This window comes from Streptomyces sp. bgisy159 (assembly GCF_057707805.1).
Genome location: NZ_JBYIQX010000003.1, coordinates 1 through 17,535, shown reverse-complemented (window position 1 = coordinate 17,535; position 17,535 = coordinate 1). Strand labels below are relative to the sequence as shown.

Annotated in this window: 15 protein-coding genes, 3 tRNA genes and 2 pseudogenes; 11 read left to right on the top strand and 9 right to left on the bottom strand. The window is 70.7% G+C overall.

The features are described 5' to 3' along the window. Positions 1–74: 74 nt before the first annotated feature. Positions 75–482 carry a PIN domain nuclease gene (locus AC3ET3_RS04030; RefSeq protein WP_432139212.1) on the bottom strand — a complete coding sequence of 136 codons (408 nt, stop codon included), beginning with the start codon at positions 480–482 and terminating at the stop codon, positions 75–77. Beyond that, positions 479–712, bottom strand: coding sequence for a type II toxin-antitoxin system VapB family antitoxin (locus AC3ET3_RS04025; RefSeq protein WP_432139213.1), 234 nt, complete (start codon positions 710–712; stop codon positions 479–481). The genes AC3ET3_RS04030 and AC3ET3_RS04025 overlap by 4 nt, the downstream gene beginning before the upstream one ends. 148 nt (positions 713–860) lie before the next feature. Here AC3ET3_RS04025 and AC3ET3_RS04020 point away from each other — a divergent pair. From AC3ET3_RS04020 to AC3ET3_RS04000, 5 genes and pseudogenes are all read left to right on the top strand, one after another. Beyond that, positions 861–1,025: pseudogene (locus tag AC3ET3_RS04020) on the top strand (PIN domain-containing protein); the annotation flags it as partial. Positions 1,026–1,883: 858 nt separating this feature from the next. Next, positions 1,884–2,099 (top strand): type II toxin-antitoxin system VapB family antitoxin, encoded by a 216-nt coding sequence (locus tag AC3ET3_RS04015; RefSeq protein WP_018889935.1) that lies wholly within the window; start codon positions 1,884–1,886, stop codon positions 2,097–2,099. Further along, complete coding sequence (locus AC3ET3_RS04010; RefSeq protein ID WP_435611633.1) at positions 2,096–2,509, top strand: PIN domain nuclease; 414 nt, start codon at positions 2,096–2,098, stop codon at positions 2,507–2,509. Before AC3ET3_RS04015 ends, AC3ET3_RS04010 begins: the two co-directional genes overlap by 4 nt. A 600-nt stretch (positions 2,510–3,109) precedes the next feature. Next, on the top strand, positions 3,110–3,352 hold the full coding sequence (locus AC3ET3_RS04005; protein ID WP_097222963.1) for a type II toxin-antitoxin system Phd/YefM family antitoxin: 243 nt from the start codon (positions 3,110–3,112) through the stop codon (positions 3,350–3,352). Continuing rightward, positions 3,349–3,795 carry a PIN domain-containing protein gene (locus AC3ET3_RS04000; RefSeq protein ID WP_432139215.1) on the top strand — a complete coding sequence of 149 codons (447 nt, stop codon included), beginning with the start codon at positions 3,349–3,351 and terminating at the stop codon, positions 3,793–3,795. Before AC3ET3_RS04005 ends, AC3ET3_RS04000 begins: the two co-directional genes overlap by 4 nt. Positions 3,796–4,471: 676 nt before the next feature. On the opposite strand, the gene AC3ET3_RS03995 is transcribed toward AC3ET3_RS04000, so the two are convergent. From AC3ET3_RS03995 to AC3ET3_RS03985, 3 genes are all read right to left on the bottom strand, one after another. Further along, positions 4,472–4,545, bottom strand: a tRNA-Ile gene (locus AC3ET3_RS03995). Between the two features lie 181 nt (positions 4,546–4,726). Next, positions 4,727–4,799 (bottom strand) — tRNA-Asn (locus AC3ET3_RS03990). Positions 4,800–4,804: 5 nt separating this feature from the next. After that, positions 4,805–4,877: transfer RNA gene (locus AC3ET3_RS03985), tRNA-Asn, on the bottom strand. Positions 4,878–5,035: 158 nt separating this feature from the next. On the opposite strand from AC3ET3_RS03985, the gene AC3ET3_RS03980 reads away from it, so the two are divergent. The 4 genes from AC3ET3_RS03980 (at position 5,036) to AC3ET3_RS03965 (ending at position 10,891) form a co-directional block, all read left to right on the top strand. Then, positions 5,036–5,341, top strand: a complete 306-nt coding sequence (locus tag AC3ET3_RS03980; protein WP_432139216.1) for a YtxH domain-containing protein — start codon at positions 5,036–5,038, stop codon at positions 5,339–5,341. A gap of 60 nt (positions 5,342–5,401) precedes the next feature. Next, positions 5,402–6,856, top strand: coding sequence for a xylulokinase (locus tag AC3ET3_RS03975; protein WP_432139217.1), 1,455 nt, complete (start codon positions 5,402–5,404; stop codon positions 6,854–6,856). A gap of 370 nt (positions 6,857–7,226) precedes the next feature. Further along, complete coding sequence (locus AC3ET3_RS03970; protein WP_432139218.1) at positions 7,227–8,960, top strand: ABC transporter ATP-binding protein; 1,734 nt, start codon at positions 7,227–7,229, stop codon at positions 8,958–8,960. Beyond that, positions 8,960–10,891, top strand: coding sequence for an ABC transporter ATP-binding protein (locus tag AC3ET3_RS03965; protein ID WP_435611632.1), 1,932 nt, complete (start codon positions 8,960–8,962; stop codon positions 10,889–10,891). Before AC3ET3_RS03970 ends, AC3ET3_RS03965 begins: the two co-directional genes overlap by 1 nt. Positions 10,892–10,928: 37 nt before the next feature. On the opposite strand, the gene AC3ET3_RS03960 is transcribed toward AC3ET3_RS03965, so the two are convergent. Next, a complete protein-coding gene (locus tag AC3ET3_RS03960) occupies positions 10,929–12,302 on the bottom strand; it encodes an RNA polymerase sigma factor (protein ID WP_432139220.1) in 1,374 nt (457 codons plus the stop codon). A 138-nt stretch (positions 12,303–12,440) separates the two neighbouring features. Between AC3ET3_RS03960 and AC3ET3_RS03955 the strand changes: the two genes are divergently transcribed. Both AC3ET3_RS03955 and AC3ET3_RS03950 read left to right on the top strand, forming a co-directional pair. Further along, the gene (locus AC3ET3_RS03955) at positions 12,441–13,079 is read left to right on the top strand and encodes a hypothetical protein (RefSeq protein ID WP_432139221.1); all 639 of its coding nucleotides are present in this window, start codon (positions 12,441–12,443) and stop codon (positions 13,077–13,079) included. Next, entirely contained in the window at positions 13,076–14,083 is a 1,008-nt protein-coding gene (locus AC3ET3_RS03950; protein ID WP_432139222.1) for a nucleotidyl transferase AbiEii/AbiGii toxin family protein, read from the top strand. Before AC3ET3_RS03955 ends, AC3ET3_RS03950 begins: the two co-directional genes overlap by 4 nt. On the opposite strand, the gene dnaG is transcribed toward AC3ET3_RS03950, so the two are convergent. The 3 genes and pseudogenes from dnaG to AC3ET3_RS03935 all read right to left on the bottom strand — a co-directional run. Next, positions 14,054–15,955, bottom strand: coding sequence for a DNA primase (gene dnaG, locus AC3ET3_RS03945; protein WP_432139223.1), 1,902 nt, complete (start codon positions 15,953–15,955; stop codon positions 14,054–14,056). The two genes, AC3ET3_RS03950 and dnaG, sit on opposite strands and share 30 nt — an antisense overlap. 46 nt (positions 15,956–16,001) lie before the next feature. Then, positions 16,002–17,267 (bottom strand): NAD(P)/FAD-dependent oxidoreductase, encoded by a 1,266-nt coding sequence (locus tag AC3ET3_RS03940; RefSeq protein WP_432139224.1) that lies wholly within the window; start codon positions 17,265–17,267, stop codon positions 16,002–16,004. Between the two features lie 104 nt (positions 17,268–17,371). Further along, a pseudogene (locus tag AC3ET3_RS03935) lies at positions 17,372–17,535 on the bottom strand (deoxyguanosinetriphosphate triphosphohydrolase); the annotation flags it as partial.

Below are 17,535 nucleotides of genomic sequence, written 5' to 3'. Positions count from 1 at the left end.
ACTCGATCTCTTGAGGGGGCCGAGTGATGGCCGGTCCGTCTTCCCGGCCATGCGCGGCTGTGGGCGTGATGTCCTCAGGCGCGGACGTCCCGCTGCTGCACTTCCTTGAGGACCGCCGCCACTGTGGCGAAGTCGTGGTCCACGTGGAGCACCGTGTGACCGTGGTGAACCGCTGTCGCGCACACCAGGAGGTCGATGACTCCCGCGGCCCGGTGCTGCCCGCGTTGCGTGAGCTTGTACTGAGCGGTCTCGACCCAGCGCCAGGCGTTCTTCGGGACCGGCGAGAGCTGACACAGAGCATCCAGCTCCCCTGCCAACTCGTCGCGATGAGACGGGCTGGTGGCCGAGTACAGAAACTCGGTGCGCGTGGGCTCGCAGATGCGCAACACCCCGGCGGCGATATGCCCCTCCCACGGATTCAGCGCCCCAGGGGTACGGAACAGGTGCCACAACGCAGAGGTGTCGACGAGATACGTGATCACTCAAACGCCGCCCGCCGCGCGCGCCTGGCAGCCTCGTACGCCGCTGCGGCCTCCTCGAACTCGCCGCGCTCGCCCCGCTGGACCAGCTTCTCCGCGGCCTCAAGCCTCCTGATGCGGGCCACATAATCCCGCAGAGCCGTGTTGACGGTCTCCTTTTTCGTCGTCACGCCCATCAGGCGCATCGCCTCGGCCAGCGCCTCGTCATCAAGGTCGATCTGGGTAACGGACATCCTCACCACCCCACCGAGAGTCCACAATGTACATATGCAATATACGTCACCAACATTCCTGGCGCTGTCCCCGCCGACCGGCCCTAAGCCGCTGCCGCGGAACAGGCGGGTCGCCCCCCAACGCGTGCTCAACGAGCCCCCACGGGGACGGCTGACCGCCAAGGGTGAGCACCGCAGCGCAGGCCCCGTCGACCTCCTGGTGGCTGCCGCCGCCAAGGAAGCGGGGCTCACGCTGCTCCACTGCGACCACGACTTCGACACCATCGCCCGCACCACGGGACAGCCGGTCCGCACGATGGACCTCAGGCAGTAGAGCCTCCACAGCCGCACAGTCGGCGATGAGGCACGAGGTGGCCCTCTGACAACGGCGTGTCGAGAACTCAGCCAGAGCCCGGGCGCCCGAGCCGCAGGATTGACTCGCCGACCGGCAACTCACCCGCGGCCCGTACCGTTCGTCAACCTTGCTCGTGGCCTCTTGCTCTCGGTAGCAGCGGGATCAGCGCGATGAGCCCGAGTTGACCTTCCAACACCTCAGAAGAGACGTTTCCGCAGGTTACGACCCTGCACTGGTGGGGCGGGTGGGACTCGAACCCACGGCCGACGGATTATGAGTCCTTTTCGGATCTTCCGCTTGCGGCCGGATCCTGCCCTGATCTTCCTATTTCAGCACGTCAGCGGCGTGCAGCCCTGCGGACACGCGCGTGACCTTCCTAGTCCTTCAGGATCCTTCCGTCCACTGCGTGTCCACTACGGGTGCACGACAAGCCACCCACGACGGCCACTGGGACCTCACCGAGAGCAGGTGCGCAGGCAGAAGCCTCGTGACTCGTGACTCGAAGAGCCGAGCAGCAGGGATGCCTTACCGGCGAAGCAAGGGCTCGCCCTCTTGACCCGAGGGCGGGGCTCCGCGCGTCTTGGCAGTCAGTGCGCCCGCACCGGATCACACGCCGGATGCGGGGACATCATGGTCGGCAGCGGGCAGGTGGCCCCAGAGGCACCGGGCGCGAGGCAGGTCGCCGCCCTCGCTGTGCGCGAGCACCTGCTCTCGGACCTCGTCCGGTCTCGCCTTCCGGCTGTGAAGCCCGCCGATCAGGCCAGGCTGGAGCCGGCCCCTCGATATACAGTGGAGTAGGTATACTGATATACATCGCCGTATACACAGGGAGTCGCAGTGAGCCGAACCGTCATCGATCTCGACGACGAGGCACTGGAGGCAGCCGCCAGGGAACTCGGCACCACCACCAAGCGCGACACGATCAACACCGCCCTGCGCGAGGTCACCGCTCGCTACCGGCGCCTGCGCGCGCTCGAGGATTCCCGGCAACTGGTGGCCGACGGAGCCCTGGACATCAACATCCTCCTGGACAAGAGCCAGTACCGGCCGTGACCGTCGCCGACTACCTCATCGACACCTCCGCCCTCGCCCGCGTCCTTCTCGCCCAGAACACGGCCGAGTGGGACGACAGGATCGCCGTCGGCCTCGTCGCGATCTGCGACCTCACGGAACTTGAGGTCCTCTACTCTGCCCACTCTTCCGCGGGCCGCGCTCGGCTGAAGGCGGCACTCGACGCCCACTACGTCTGGTGTCCGATGCCGGACGGCATCTACCGCCGCTCCCGCGTGGTCCAGGAGCAGCTCACCGCGAAAGGGGAACACCGCAGCGCGGGCCCGGTCGACCTCCTCATCGCAGCCGCCGCCGAAGAAGCGGGCCTCACCCTGCTCCACTACGACCGCGACTTCGAAACCATCGCCCGGACCACGGGACAGCAAGTACGCACGATCGACCTCAGACATTGATCCTTTTCCAACCTGACATGGAAACGTGGTGAAGGAGGAGGACCGGTCCCGACAGTGGCTGTGGCGCGGTTGGTACTGCGGCAGACCTTCAGCAGGCGCCGGCCCTCGAGGGTGACGCCTGCGCCCGGCTCAGTGGATCCTGGCGCGAGCCCCGACACACAGGCCGTCGCCCGCGGAAGGGGGCGCGGTCGGACAGCCCGCTCCTTGGGGCGCCTTGCCCCCCGGCTCGGTCGCGCGCGCTGTCCCGCCTCCCGCTGCCCGCCCTGCAGCAGCCGAAGCACTGGCCGCGCTGAGTGCGCTGGTCTCTCGGGACGTCCTGGCGGATTCGCTGGACGCGACGGCGGACGAGGCCGCGCGCGACCTGGACCCTCCGCATCTGTACGCCTGGTGTCATCTGCGCGATGCGAAGCGGGTGTTCACCCTGTCGCGGATCCACGGGTCGATGCCCCCGGCATAACGCCCGGGCGATGAGCCCGGGCGTGCCGAGCGGCCGTACCCATCCCGGAGGGACATCGGCACTCGCGTTCCGGCCGTTCCGCTGGGATACCGAATGAGCGGCACCGTCCGTCGCCGACAGCCTAGGGTAGTAACATGTACTACATGGAGACCACTGCCCGCGAGTTCAACCAGAAGTCCTCGCAGATCCTTGCCGCCGCGGCCCGTGGCGAGACCGTCACAGTCACCAAGAACGGAACCCCGGTGGCTCGGGTCGTACCGATAAGCGACACCGACATCCCCCCGTACCCGACCGACCCCATGGGGGACCTCGACCTGCCCGACCTCGGTCTGCCCGATCTCACCGACGACGAGATCGAGGACACGCTCAAGGGGATGGGCGCGTGACGATGATCGCCATCGCCGACACCAACGGCCTGTACCGCCTGCTCGATCCGAACCTCACCGGACACCAGGAGCACAGGAAGGCACTGGCAGCGACCAGCCACCTGGTCATCTCCCCCCTGGTACTGGCCGAGCTGGACTACCTGATCGCGACACGCGCCGGAGCCCGCAAAGCTCTGGCGGCGGCCCGGTTCATCGAACGCAACGTGGCGACGCGCCGATTCGAGGTACCGCCCGTCAACACGCACCTGAGCGCGGCGATCGCGGTCGCAGAAGGGTACGCCGACGCGGACGGCGGCAAAGGCATCGGACTGACCGACGCCATGAACGTCGCTCTGGCCGCCGCCTACCGCACCGACGCCCTGCTCACCACCGACCATCACTTCCGCATGGTCCGCCCCCTGACCGGCCATCCCGCCTTCAGGCTCCTACCCGACGACCTGTAGCCCGCACCGCCTGGCGCGACACCCAGCACCAGCCGATCACGTCGGTGCGGCGTGCTCCTGGCACGGTCGCTTCTGCAAGAGCGCAGCGAAGATCGCGCCCGCGCCGCATGCGCGCCACCCTCCACGTCGCCCGCCGCTGTGCCGCCCCGCGACAACAATCCATCGCCGCCTCCCGGTTGAGGTCGGGTACGCAGGGCGGCAGGCAACAGACGGTCAGCCACCTACGGGCTGCCACCCACCACCGCACATCGACTGCGTCCAGCGTCGGCACGAGGCACCGGCGTTACGGTTTCAGCTGCTGCGTTCGGTTCCGCGACCCTGGCCAAGTGACGGGCCACTTGCCCGGATCGTAGGGACGGACGCCTTGAGCTCTGACGACTTTCCCGACGACCTCTTCCTCCTCGAACCGGCGGCACCACACTGCGGCCGGCTCCAGGCCCTCCCGTCCACTGTGCGTCCACTGGATCTTGGACACAGAGCTCGCCAGGTGACCCCCAGCGTATCCGGACATCCGTGTCACTGCAGGTCAGAGCCCTGCCAGGAGCAGCCGGGCGAGCCGGGCGATCCTCTGCGACTTCCGACGGTGCCCCTGAGCAGCGGATTCTCTCCGTTGGGCCGGAGTTCATGATCTCCCTGCCGAGAAAAGACGTTTCCGCAGGTCACAGCCCTGCAAGGGTGGGGCGGGTGGGACTCGAACCCACGGCCGACGGATTATGAGTCCGCTGCTCTAACCGGCTGAGCTACCGCCCCATAGCGGCGTGTCGCGTACACGTGTGCGCGCCGTGTGCCGCAGCATAGCCGCTCATACGATCTCCTGCTTCGTACGGTCGACTACGCATGTCCTGAAGGACTCCGCCGTGACCTGCGCGGTTCCCCCGGACAAGGGGTGAGACATGAAAAAGGACCCCGGAGGGTCCTCGTTCATCACCTGCTCCCCCGACTGGACTCGAACCAGTAACCTGCCGGTTAACAGCCGGCTGCTCTGCCAATTGAGCTACGGAGGACCGAGCTCCCCCGACTGGACTCGAACCAGTAACCTGCCGGTTAACAGCCGGCTGCTCTGCCAATTGAGCTACGGAGGAATGCCTCGTTGCATCGAACGTACCTACCTGGGTAGCCCCCAGAGGGCGTGCGCTCGCTGCGACACATACATTAGCGCAAGCAGGGGGGTGCTTTGCCAATCGGTATCCCCGTACCGCAACGCCGCACCGCAGACCGACGCAAGGGAAGGGTGGCCGCCATGCGCTACCGGCTCACGTTCGTGGTTGGACTCGGCCTGGGGTACGTCCTGGGCACGAGGGCCGGGCGCGAGCGCTACGAGCAGCTGAAGAAGTCCGCCCAGCGGATCGCGCAGAACCCCGCTGTGCGCAACACCGCCGAGACGGCCGCCCACCAGGGCCGCCACTTCGCGGGCAGGGCGTACCACGTGGTCAGCGACAGGGTCGGTGACCGCATGCCGGAGTCGGTGGCCCACCGGGTCCGCTCCCTGCGGGAGCGTTCCTCGCACAACGGCGCCGAGGACGATTGGGGCACCAGCAACACGTAGGGGTCATCCGCTGAGCTCTCCCGGCCCGAGCAGAGCGACACGTGCGGCAGAATTTTCCGTATGGGGATAGTCGCCGGGTTGGACAGTTCGCCCGATTTCACTCGCATCGTCGTCTGCGACACGGACACGGGGGCCGTGCTCAGGCAGGGGTATGCCCCCCATCCGGTCGAGAGCCCGGAAGGGGCCGGCGGCCGGCCCTCCGACGTCGACCCGCAGACCTGGCTGCTCTCTCTCGGTGAGGCCGCCGGTGGCGGCCTGCTGGAGGGAGTGCAGGCCATCGGCGTGTCCGCGCAGGCGAACGCCGTCGTGCCGCTCGACGCGCAGGGCGCCACCGTGCGCCCCGCCATGGTCGGCGGCGACAAGCGCGCGCAGGTCGCCGCCGCCGATCTCGTCGACGCGCTCGGCGGCCGGGAGGCGTGGGCGCAAGCCGTGGGGAGTGTGCCGCAGGCCGCCCAGCCGGTGACCAAGCTGCGTTGGCTGGCCCGGAGCGAGCCGGAGGCCGCCGCCCGTACGGCGGTGCTGCTGCAGGCCCACGACTGGCTGGTCTGGCAGCTGCTCGGGCGGCCGGTGCGGCGCACCACCGACCGCGGCGGGGCCTCGGGGACCGGCTACTGGTCCGCGGCGACCGGCGCCTACCGGCCGGACCTGGTCGAACTGGCGCTGGGCCACCAGGCGATGCTGCCCGACGTGATCGGGCCCGCCGAGGCGGCCGGTACGACGCCCGAGGGGCTGCTGATCTCGGCCGGCACCGGCGAGACCATGGCTGCAGCGCTGGGCCTGGGCATCGGGCTCGGCGACGCGGTGGTGTCGCTGGGCGCCTCCGGGTCGGTGATGGCCGTTCACCCCGAGGCGCTGGTCGACAGCACCGGGATGATCACCTCGCTGGCGGACGCGACCGGCATGCACCTGCCCGTCGTCACCACCCTCAACGCCGTACGGGCCCTGCGGGGCACCGCCGAGCTGCTCGGGCTGTCCGACCTGGAGAGCCTGTCGGAGCTGGCGATGAAGTCCACGCCGGGCTCGCACGGGCTGGTGCTGCTGCCGTACCTGGAGGGCGAGCGCACTCCCCATCTGCCGCACACCGCGGGGACGCTGGCGGGACTGCGGCGCGAGTCGATGAAGCCGGAGCATCTCGCCCGGGCCGCCTTCGAGGGCATGCTGTGCGGGCTCGCGGACGCGCTGGACGTGCTGCGCGGGCGGGGTGTGGCGGTGCGGCGGGTCTTCCTGCTGGGTGCCGCCGCCGAGCTGCCCGCGGTTCAGGCGGCGGCGCCGTCGCTGTTCGGGGCACAGGTCGTCGTACCGCAGCCCGCGGACTACGCGGCGATCGGCGCCGCCCGGCAGGCCGCCTGGGCGCTCGGGGTGTCGCAGGGCACGCTCGATCCGCGCACCCCGCCGGCCTGGCAGGGCGCTGCCGCGCAGGTCCTGGAGCCGGGCGAGGAGCTGGCCGTGGGGCAGGCGGTGCGCCAGCAGTTCGTGTCGGTGCGTGAGCAGACCCACCCGGGGGCGTTCCGCTGACCGGTCACGGGGCTGAACTGATCATCACGGGGCTCCGCCGGCCATCACGGGGCCCGTCGGCCATCGAGGGGCTCCGCTGAGCGCCCCGGGGGCGCATTGCGTTCACCGTCCCCGGGCACCTCACGGGCCGGCCTCCCAGGGGTGCATTGCGCTCGCCGTCCCGAGGCGGTCGGCTGATCGTTCCGGAGTCACCGGGCGTCCGGGCGGTCCGCTGACCGCTCCGGGCTTCGCCGGCCGCCCGGCAGGTTCCGCCCACGGCTCAAGCGGGCAGCCTGTTGGGTTAATCGGTTGAGGTAACACGGGGGAAGTGTCCGACGATAGGGGCCAAGGGCAACCAACCGCCCCTACCGCCGACTCCGAGAGACCCAGTGTGCTCATACGACTGCTTAGGGCTTACCTCAGTCCTTACAAGAAACCCATCGCCCTGGTCCTGGCGCTGCAGTTCCTGCAGACCTGCGCCACCCTCTACCTGCCCACGCTGAACGCGGACATCATCGACCGCGGCGTCGTACGCGGGGACACCGGCTACATCCTGAGCCACGGCGGCCTGATGATCGGCATCTCGCTGGCGCAGGTCGTGTGCAACATCGGCGCCGTGTACTACGGCGCACGCACCGCCTCGGCGCTCGGCCGGGACGTCCGGGCGGCCGTCTTCGACCGGGTGCAGTCCTTCTCCGCGCGTGAGGTCGGTCACTTCGGCGCGCCGTCGTTGATCACCCGGACGACCAACGACGTCCAGCAGGTCCAGATGCTGGCCCTGATGTCGTTCACGCTGATGGCGTCGGCGCCCATCATGTGCGTGGGCGGCATCGTCATGGCGCTGGGCCTGGACGTGCCGCTGTCCGGGGTGCTGGTCGCCGTGGTGCCCGTGCTCGGTGTCTGCGTGACGCTGATCGTGCGGCGGCTGCGGCCGCTGTTCCGGGCCATGCAGAAGCGGCTGGACACGGTGAACCGGGTGCTGCGCGAGCAGATCACCGGCAACCGGGTGATCCGCGCGTTCGTCCGCGACGGCTACGAGCAGGACCGCTTCCGGAAGGCGAACGCCGACCTGACCGAGATGTCGCTCGGCACCGGCAACCTGCTGGCGCTGATGTTCCCGGTGGTCATGACGACGGTGAACCTGTCGTCGATCGCGGTGGTCTGGTTCGGCGCCCACCGCATCAACAGCGGCGAAATGCAGATCGGCGACCTGACCGCGTTCCTCGCCTACCTGATGCAGATCGTCATGGCCGTGATGATGGCCACCTTCATGTTCATGATGGTGCCGCGCGCCGAGGTGTGCGCCGAGCGCATCCAGGAGGTCCTGGACACGTCGTCGAGCGTGGTGCCGCCGACGGCGCCGGTCACCGAGCTGCGCCGGCACGGCCACCTGGAGCTCCGGGGCGCGGGCTTCCGCTACCCGGGTGCCGAGGAACCGGTGCTCAAGGCCGTCGACCTGGTCGCCCGGCCCGGCGAGACCACCGCGGTGATCGGCTCCACCGGCAGCGGCAAGTCGACGCTGCTGGGCCTGGTCCCCCGGCTGTTCGACGCCACCGACGGGCAGGTCCTGGTCGACGGCGTCCCGGTCGGCGAGCTCGACCCGGGGCTGCTCGCCCGGACCGTCGGGCTGGTCCCGCAGAAGCCGTACCTGTTCGCGGGGACGGTCGCGACCAACCTGCGCTACGGCAACCCGGACGCCACCGACGAGGAGCTGTGGCAGGCGCTGGAGGTGGCGCAGGCCGCGGACTTCGTGCGCAAGCTGGAGGGCGGGCTGAACGCGCCCGTCGCACAGGGCGGCACCAACGTCTCCGGCGGTCAGCGGCAGCGCCTGTCCATCGCCCGCACGCTGGTGCAGCGCCCGGAGATCTACCTGTTCGACGACTCCTTCTCCGCCCTCGACTACGCCACCGACGCGGCCCTGCGCGCGGCCCTGGGCCGGGAGACCGCGGAGGCGACCGTGGTGATCGTCGCGCAGCGGGTGGCGACCATCCGGGACGCCGACCGGATCGTCGTCCTCGACGAGGGCACGGTCGTCGGCACCGGCACCCACCACGAGCTGATGGCGGACAACGAGACCTACCGGGAGATCGTGCTCTCCCAGCTGACGGAAGCGGAGGCTGCCTGATGACCGGGCCGATGGCACGGATGATGGGCCAGGGCGGCGGTCCCGACAGCCGTTCGCTGGACTTCAAGGTGTCGGGCCGGCGGCTGCTGGGCCGGTTCCGCCCGGAGCGGGCCACGCTGTACGCGCTGCTGCTGTGCGTGGTGATCAGCGTCGGCCTGAACGTGGTCGGGCCGAAGATCCTCGGCCGGGCGACCGACCTGGTGTTCGGGGGCATCGTCGGACGGCAGATGGAGGCCGGCCCCAGCAAGGAGCAGGCCCTGGAGGCGATGCGGCAACGCGGTGACGGCGATGTCGCCGACATGCTGCGCGGCACCGACTTCACCCCCGGCGAGGGCATCGACTTCGGTGCGGTCGGCGAGGTGCTGCTGCTGGCTCTCGGCGTGTTCCTGGTGGCGGGGCTGCTGATGGCGGTGGCGACCCGGCTGGTGAACCGGGCCGTGAACCGCACGATGTTCCGGATGCGCGAGGACGTGCAGAGGAAGCTGTCGCGGCTGCCGCTGTCGTACTTCGACAAGCGTCAGCGCGGCGAGGTGCTGTCCCGGGCGACCAACGACATCGACAACATCGGGCAGACGCTGCAGCAGTCGATGGGCCAGCTCATCAACTCGGTGCTGACCGTCATCGGCGTGCTGGCGATGATGTTCTACGTCTCCTGGATCCTGGCGCTGGTGGCGCTGGTGACCGTTCCGCTGTCGTTCGTCGTCGCCACCCGCGTCGGCAAGCGGTCGCAGCCGCACTTCGTGCAGCAGTGGCGGTCGACGGGCACCCTGAACGCCCACATCGAGGAGATGTACACCGGGCACACCCTGGTGAAGGTGTTCGGGCGGCAGGAGGAGTCGGCGCGGCAGTTCGCCGAGCAGAACGCGGCGCTGTACGAGGCCGGGTTCAAGGCGCAGTTCAACAGCGGTGTCATGCAGCCGCTGATGATGTTCGTCTCGAACCTCAACTATGTGCTGGTGGCGGTCGTCGGCGGGCTGCGGGTCGCGTCGGGCTCGCTGTCGATCGGCGACGTGCAGGCGTTCATCCAGTACTCGCGCCAGTTCTCGATGCCGCTGACGCAGATCGCGTCGATGGCGAACCTGGTGCAGTCGGGCGTGGCGTCGGCCGAGCGGGTCTTCGAGCTCCTCGACGCCGAGGAGCAGGAGGCGGACCCGGTGCCGGGCACCCGGCCCGAGCGGCTGAGCGGGCGGGTGGCGCTGGAGCACGTGTCGTTCCGCTACGAGCCGGACAAGCCGCTGATCGAGGACCTGTCGCTGACCGTCGAACCGGGGCACACGGTCGCCATCGTGGGGCCGACCGGCGCCGGCAAGACGACGCTCGTGAACCTCCTGATGCGGTTCTACGAGGTCTCGTCCGGGCGGATCACCCTGGACGGGGTGGACATCGCGACGATGTCCCGGGACGAACTGCGCTCCGGGATCGGCATGGTGCTGCAGGACACCTGGCTGTTCGGCGGCACCATCGCGGAGAACATCGCGTACGGCGCCTCGCGGGACGTCACCCGGGGTGAGATCGAGGAGGCGGCGCGGGCGGCCCACGCGGACCGGTTCGTCCGGACGCTGCCCGACGGCTACGACACGGTGATCGACGACGAGGGCACCGGGGTGAGCGCCGGTGAGAAGCAGCTCATCACCATCGCCCGGGCGTTCCTGTCCGACCCGGTGATCCTGGTGCTCGACGAGGCGACGTCGTCGGTCGACACCCGGACCGAGGTGCTGATCCAGAAGGCGATGGCGAAGCTGGCGCACGGGCGGACGTCGTTCGTCATCGCGCACCGGCTCTCCACGATCCGGGACGCCGACACCATCCTGGTGATGGAGAACGGCTCGATCGTCGAGCAGGGCACGCATCTGGCGCTGCTGGCGGCCGACGGGGCCTACGCGCGGCTGTACAAGGCGCAGTTCGCGGAGGCGGTGGCCCAGGTCGACTGAGTGCGCGGGGCCGCTCACGGCGGTGGGCGGCCCCCGTTCAGTCGAGGTAGCCGCGCAGTTGGTCGGCGAAGGCGTGGTCGCGGAGCTTGTTGAGGGTCTTCGACTCGATCTGCCGTATCCGTTCGCGGGTCACGCCGAAGAGGCGGCCGATCTCCTCCAGGGTGCGGGGGCGGCCGTCGGCCAGGCCGTAGCGGAGCTGGACGACCTTGCGTTCCCGTTCACCGAGGGTGGACAGGACGGCCTCCAGGTGTTCGCGCAGCAGCAGGAACGCGGCCGACTCCACGGGGCTCGCCGCGTCGCCGTCCTCGATCAGGTCGCCGAGGGCGACGTCGTCCTCCTCGCCGACCGGCGCGTGCAGGGAGACCGGCTCCTGGGCGAGGCGGAGCACCTCGCTGACCCGCTCGGGCGGCAGGTCGAGCTGGGCGGCGACTTCCTCGGGGGTCGGTTCGTAGCCGCGTTCCTGCAGCATGCGGCGCTGGACCCGGACCACGCGGTTGATGAGTTCGACGACGTGGACGGGGACGCGGATGGTGCGCGCCTGGTCGGCGAGCGCGCGGGACATGGCCTGGCGGATCCACCAGGTGGCGTAGGTGGAGAACTTGTAGCCGCGGGCGTAGTCGAACTTCTCGACGGCGCGGATCAGGCCGAGGTTGCCCTCCTGGACGAGGTCCAGCATGGTCAGGCCGCGTCCGACGTACCGTTTGGCGACCGAGACGACCAGGCGCAGGTTGGCCTCGATGAGCCGTCGTTTGGCCATCCGGCCGAGCACGACCAGCCGGTCCAGGTCGACGGCGAGCCGGCTGTCCAGGTCGGGGGTGCTGCTCAGCTTCTCCTCGGCGAACAGCCCGGCCTCGACCCGGCGGGCGAGTTCGACCTCCTCGGCGGCGGTGAGCAGCGGGATGCGGCCGATCTCGCGCAGGTACTGGCGGAACAGGTCGGCGGAGGGGCCGCCGCTCTCGGTGCGGGTGCGGACCGGTTCGATCGCGGCCACCGCTTCGACCACGTCGACCGCTTCCGGCGCTTCGGCCGGTCCGGCGGGCGGGGCCGGTTCGGCGGGCTCGGTGGTCCCGGGGGTTTCGGCCAGGGCCGCCGGCGGCGGGCCGTCCGGTTCGCCGTCCGGGTGGTGCGGGGCACGGCTCTGCGCGGGCACCGCGACCAGGACGCCGCTCTCGGCGTCGGCCTCGCTGTGCTCCGTGTGCTCCGCGCCGCCGGTGGTGCTGTCGGTGTGGGTGAGGGTCCGGGTCTGCACGGGGGCGACCTCCAGGATGATCGCTGCCGAGGGGGGCGGCAGCGGTACTTGGGGAGCGGAGTCGACGGCCTCGCCGCTGTCCGTCCCGTACGCGTTGAGCGCGCCCGCGGCGATCGGGAACCCGTGGGGGACGGTTCGGCCGCGCTCCGAGGACTCAGGCACCGGAACCAGTGTGGGGTACGACACATCACCGCCACGAGGGGCGTGCGGTGACTTTTTGAGTCCGGTCCGTCACCGCGAGGTGACCGCCCGCCCGAAATCCGGGTGCCCTCGGCACGCCCCGTCTGCGAGGATCCCGCAGTGTCCGGATCCCTGTACGAAACCCATGTGACCGTCGACTGCGCGAGCCCGGCGGAAGCGGAACGGCTGTGTAGCTGGGCGGACACGGCCGGCCTCAAGCTCACCCACATCGTGCTGGCGCGCGGCCGGATGCGAGTGCAGCCCATGCTGACGCTCGCCGGTTCCCGCACGTACGCCGAGGAGTCGGCGCGGGCCGAGCGGGTGGTGGCGGCGCTCGGCGCGGACGGTTTCACGCCGGTCCGGGTGAAGACGGAGTCGTCGCCCTGGGCGCCGGAGGTGCCGGACGGGCCGTGCGGGGGCGGACGGTCCGGCGGGGAGTATTACGAGCACCATGTGAAGCTGCTGCTCGACGCCGGCGCCGGCCTCGGCGCGCTGACCACGCGGGTCGTACCGCACGGCGCCCACCTGTCGTGGAACGCGCGGCGGGTGCTCGGCGGCGGGCGGCACGAGCGGTTCGTGACGCAACGGTGCCACCAGGTGACGGCGGCGGGGGCGGGGCGGGCGCTGGACCGGCTGCTCGAAGAGCTGACCGAGTATCAGGTGCTGTCCGTGGAGCGGGAGTTCGTGCTGTACGACAGCGATCTTTCGGTGGACGACGGATGGATCGAGGACATGACGACCGAGGGGGCGCGGGGATGAGCTGGAGCTGGCGGAACTGGCGCTGGTCGAGCAAGGAGACGCCCCGGGACGAGCTGGACGACCGGATCCGGCTCGACCACCAGCTGCCCCGGACGGTGCGGACCGTCGCGGGCGAGGGCATCACCCAGCGGCTGGTCTTCGACCCGTCGACGAAGCAGTACCCGAACGCCTACCGTGCCTCCGACCCCGCCTTCGCCGACCCGGCACGCGGCGAGGCGTGGCGGGCCGCCCGGCGCCGGGCACTGGATCTCGTCCTGGCCGCGATCGCCGGCTCTCAGTGGTGCGACTCGCTGGTGCTGCGCGGCAGTGTGCTGATGTCGGCATGGTTCGGGGACGCCGCCCGCGAGCCCGGTGACCTGGACTTCGTCGTCGTACCGGACACCTGGGGCCTGCGCGACGAACGGACCGGCCGCATGCTCGACGGGATCGCACGGGCCGCGCGGGCCGCCTCCGCGGACGGCATCGGCTTCCCCGCCGAGGGCGTCGGCGTGGAGGACATCTGGACCTACGAGCGCGTACCAGGCCGGCGCATGGTCCTGCCCTGGTCCGCGCCCGGACTCCCCGGCGGCCACGTCCAGCTGGACTTCGTGTTCAACGAGCGGCTGCCCGAGCCGCCGGAGCCGGTCGAGCTGCCCGGCGGGGCGGTCCTGCTCGGGGCGACGCCCGCGCTGTCCCTCGCCTGGAAACTGATGTGGATCATCAACGACGCGTACGCGCAGGGCAAGGACCTCTACGACGCGGTGCTGCTCGCCGAGCGGCATCCGCTCCCCCACGAGCTGTTGCAGGAGGTGTTCCGGCTGTCGGGCGAATGGCCCCGCCCCTCCCGCGACGCCGTACTGTTCGAGGACCTCGTCGAGGGCGTCGGCTGTGTGGAGTGGCACCACTTCGTCGCCGAGTACCCGCGGTTCGCCGAGCGGGAGCGGGAGTTCGCGGACCGGTTGCTGCGGGCCGTGGCGCCGGCCTTCGAAGGGCGCTCAGAGGGCTCCGGCGCCGTGCTCCCGTAGTGCCTGGTCGTACTGCTGGAGGACCCACAGCTCGTTCTGCACGGTGGCGAGTTGGGCCGGGTCGCCGCCCGCGGAGAGGCGGGTGAGCTGGGACTGGACGTCGCGGACCCGGCGTTCGACGGCGCGGCGGCGGACCTGGACCAGGACGGTGCCGGCGTAGATCTCGTCGACGGCGCGGCGCATGATCGGCTCGACGGCGAGTTCCGTGACCATCGCGCGGACCGTGTCGTCGGGGGCCGCCTCCCGGACCCGCACCAGGTACTCCTGGGGGTCCTGCACGCCCCACTCGGCGCCGCCCGCGTCGAGGACGGCCTGGCGTACGGCGGCGTAGGGCGGGGCGGTGAACTCGTCGACGCCGTACGCGTCGAAGGCCGGGGAGACCAGTTCGGGGCGTTGCAGGGCGAGCTTGAGCAGTTCGCGTTCCGTCGCGTAGACCGGGTTGCGCAGGGTGAGCGCGGGGCCGGAGACGGCGGGGCGGGGCGGGGCGTCGTACTGCTGCGGACCGCGGGGGGCGGGTGCCGGGCCCTTGCCGCCGCGGTCGCGGGCCCAGCGGGCCAGCTGGGCGACCCGGCGGACGACGAACTGGGTGTCGAGGATGCCCAGCAGGCCGGCGAGCTGGACGGCGACCTCGTGCTGCGCCCCGCTGTTCTTGATGCGGGCGACGACGGGCGCGGCCTCGTCGAGGGCGGCGGCGCGGCCGGCCGGGGTGTCGAGGTCGTAGCGGCCGACGATCTGGCGGAGGGCGAACTCGAAGAGCGGGGTGCGCGGTTCGACCAGGTCGGCGACCGCGTCGTCGCCCTTGGCCAGGCGCAGGTCGCAGGGGTCCATGCCGTCGGGGGCGACGGCGATGTAGGTCTCGGCGGCGAACTTCTGGTCGTCCTCGAAGGCGCGCAGGGCGGCCTTCTGGCCGGCCGCGTCGCCGTCGAAGGTGAAGATCACCCGGGCCGAGCCGTTGTCCATCAGCAGCCGGCGCAGGATCTTGATGTGGTCGCCGCCGAAGGCGGTGCCGCAGGTGGCGATGGCGGTGGTGACGCCGGCGAGGTGGCAGGCCATGACGTCGGTGTAGCCCTCGACGACGACGGCGCGGGAGGACTTGGCGATCTCCTTCTTCGCCAGGTCGATGCCGTACAGCACCTGCGACTTCCGGTAGATCGCCGTGTCGGGGGTGTTGAGGTACTTGGGGCCGTTGTCCGCCTCGTAGAGCTTGCGCGCGCCGAAGCCGACGACGTCGCCGCCGATGTCGCGGATGGGCCACATCAGGCGGCCCCGGAAGCGGTCGATGGGGCCGCGGCGGCCCTCCTGGGACAGCCCGGAGAGGACCAGTTCCTTGTCGGTGAAGCCCTTGCCGCGCAGGTGGCGGGTGAGGTGGTCCCAGCCCTGGGGGCTGTAGCCGACGCCGAAGTGCTGGGCGGCGGCCTGGTCGAAGCCGCGCTCGGCGAGGAAGATCCGGCCGGCGTCGGCCTCGGGGCCGGTGGCGAGCTGTTCGGCGTAGAAATCCGCGGCGATCTTGTGGGCCTCGACCAGGCGGATGCGTTCGCCGCGCTGGTGGGCGGGGTTGTACCCGCCCTCCTCGTAGCGCAGGGTGAGGCCGGCCTGGGCGGCCAGCCGTTCGACCGCCTCGGAGAAGGTGAGGTGGTCGATCTTCATCACGAACGTGATGGTGTCGCCGCCCTCCTGGCAGCCGAAGCAGTGGAAGAGTCCCTTGCTCGGGCTGACCTGGAAGGACGGCGACTTCTCGTCGTGGAACGGGCACAGCCCCTTGAGGTTGCCGCCGCCCGCGCCTCGCAGCTGGAGGTACTCGGACACCACGGCGTCGATCGGGACCGCGTCCCGAACCGCCTTCACGTCCTCGTCATTGATCCGTCCTGCCACGCGTGAATTCTACGGGGGCGCAGTGACAGAACCGGTGGCCGTGGCGTCAGGAGGCGAGGCTGTCGAGGGGTACGTGGGGGTCGGCGAGGGCCTCGGTGTCGACCCGGGCCCGGGAGCGGATGAGGTTCTGGACGGGTTCTGTGACGTCCCACACGTTCACGTTCATCCCCGCGAGCACCCTGCCCTCCTTCACCCAGAAGGCGATGAACTCGCGCTTGCCCGCGTCCCCGCGGAGCACCACCTGGTCGTAGGAGCCGGGCGGTGCCCAGCCGCTGTACTCCATGCCGAGGTCGTACTGGTCGGAGAAGAAGTACGGCACGCGGTCGTACACGACGTCCTTGCCGAGCATGGCGCGGGCGGCGGCCGGCCCGCCGTTGAGCGCGTTGGCCCAGTGCTCGACACGCAGCCGGGTGTCGAACAGGGCGTGCGGGAAGGACGCCACGTCACCGGCCGCGTGGATGTCGGGGTCGGAGGTGCGCAGCCGTTCGTCCACCAGGACGCCGCCGCCGTGCGCCCGGTCGGCGATCTCCAGTCCGGCCGCCTCCGCGAGCGCCGTGCGGGGCGCCGCGCCGATCGCGGCGAGGACGTCGTGCGCCGGGTGCTCCTCGCCGTCGTCGGTGCGGGCGGCGAGGACCACGCCGTCCTGGCCGACGATCTCCGTCAGCCGTACCCCGAACCGGAAGCGGACCCCGTGTTCGCGGTGCAGTTCGGCGAAGATCTCGCCCAGCTCGGGGCCGAGGACGCCGTGCAGCGGGGTCGCCTCGGGTTCGACGACGGTGACCTCCGCGCCGTACTCGCGGGCCGCGGCCGCGACCTCCAGGCCGATCCAGCCCGCGCCGGCGATCACCAGGTGGCCGTTGTCGCGGCCGAGGGCGGTCAGGACGCCCTTGAGGCGGTCGGCGTGCGCGAGGCGGCGCAGGTGGTGCACGCCGGCCAGGTCGGTGCCGGGGACGGGGAGGCGGCGGGGCTCCGCGCCCGTGGCGAGCAGCAGCTTGTCGTAGTGGACGTAGGTGCCGTCGTCACCGAAGTGGACGGTGCGGGCGGCGCGGTCGATCGCGTCGACCGTCTGGCCGAGGTGCAGCTCGATGTCGTGCCGGGCGTACCAGGCGGGCTCGTGCACCGGGACGCTGTCGCGGGCCTCCTTGCCGAGCAGGTAGCCCTTAGACAGCGGCGGGCGCTCGTAGGGGTGGTCGCGTTCGTCGCCGATCAGTATCACGCGGCCGGTGAAGCCCTCCGCCCGGAGCGTCTCGGCCGCCTTGGCGCCGGCCAGGCCGCCCCCGACGATGACGAATGTCTGATCCGCGTCGACCACGTGATGCCTCCTCGTAAGCGTGCCGCCACATGCGAGCGTCCCGCACGGAGCGTGATGGGGGAAGAGGGAGTGGCCCGATCAGGCCACGCAGGGTCACCTACGGGTCACTCCTGTCCCGTCAGTCTCGCGTGCAACGAGCGCGCGGAGGCGTCGGTGAGGGAGGCGATCTGGTCGACGATCACCCGTTTGCGGGCGTGGTCGTCCCGCGCGCGGTCGAACATCGCCCGGAACTGCGGGTCGAGTCCGTCGGGGGCGTGGGGGGGGGGGG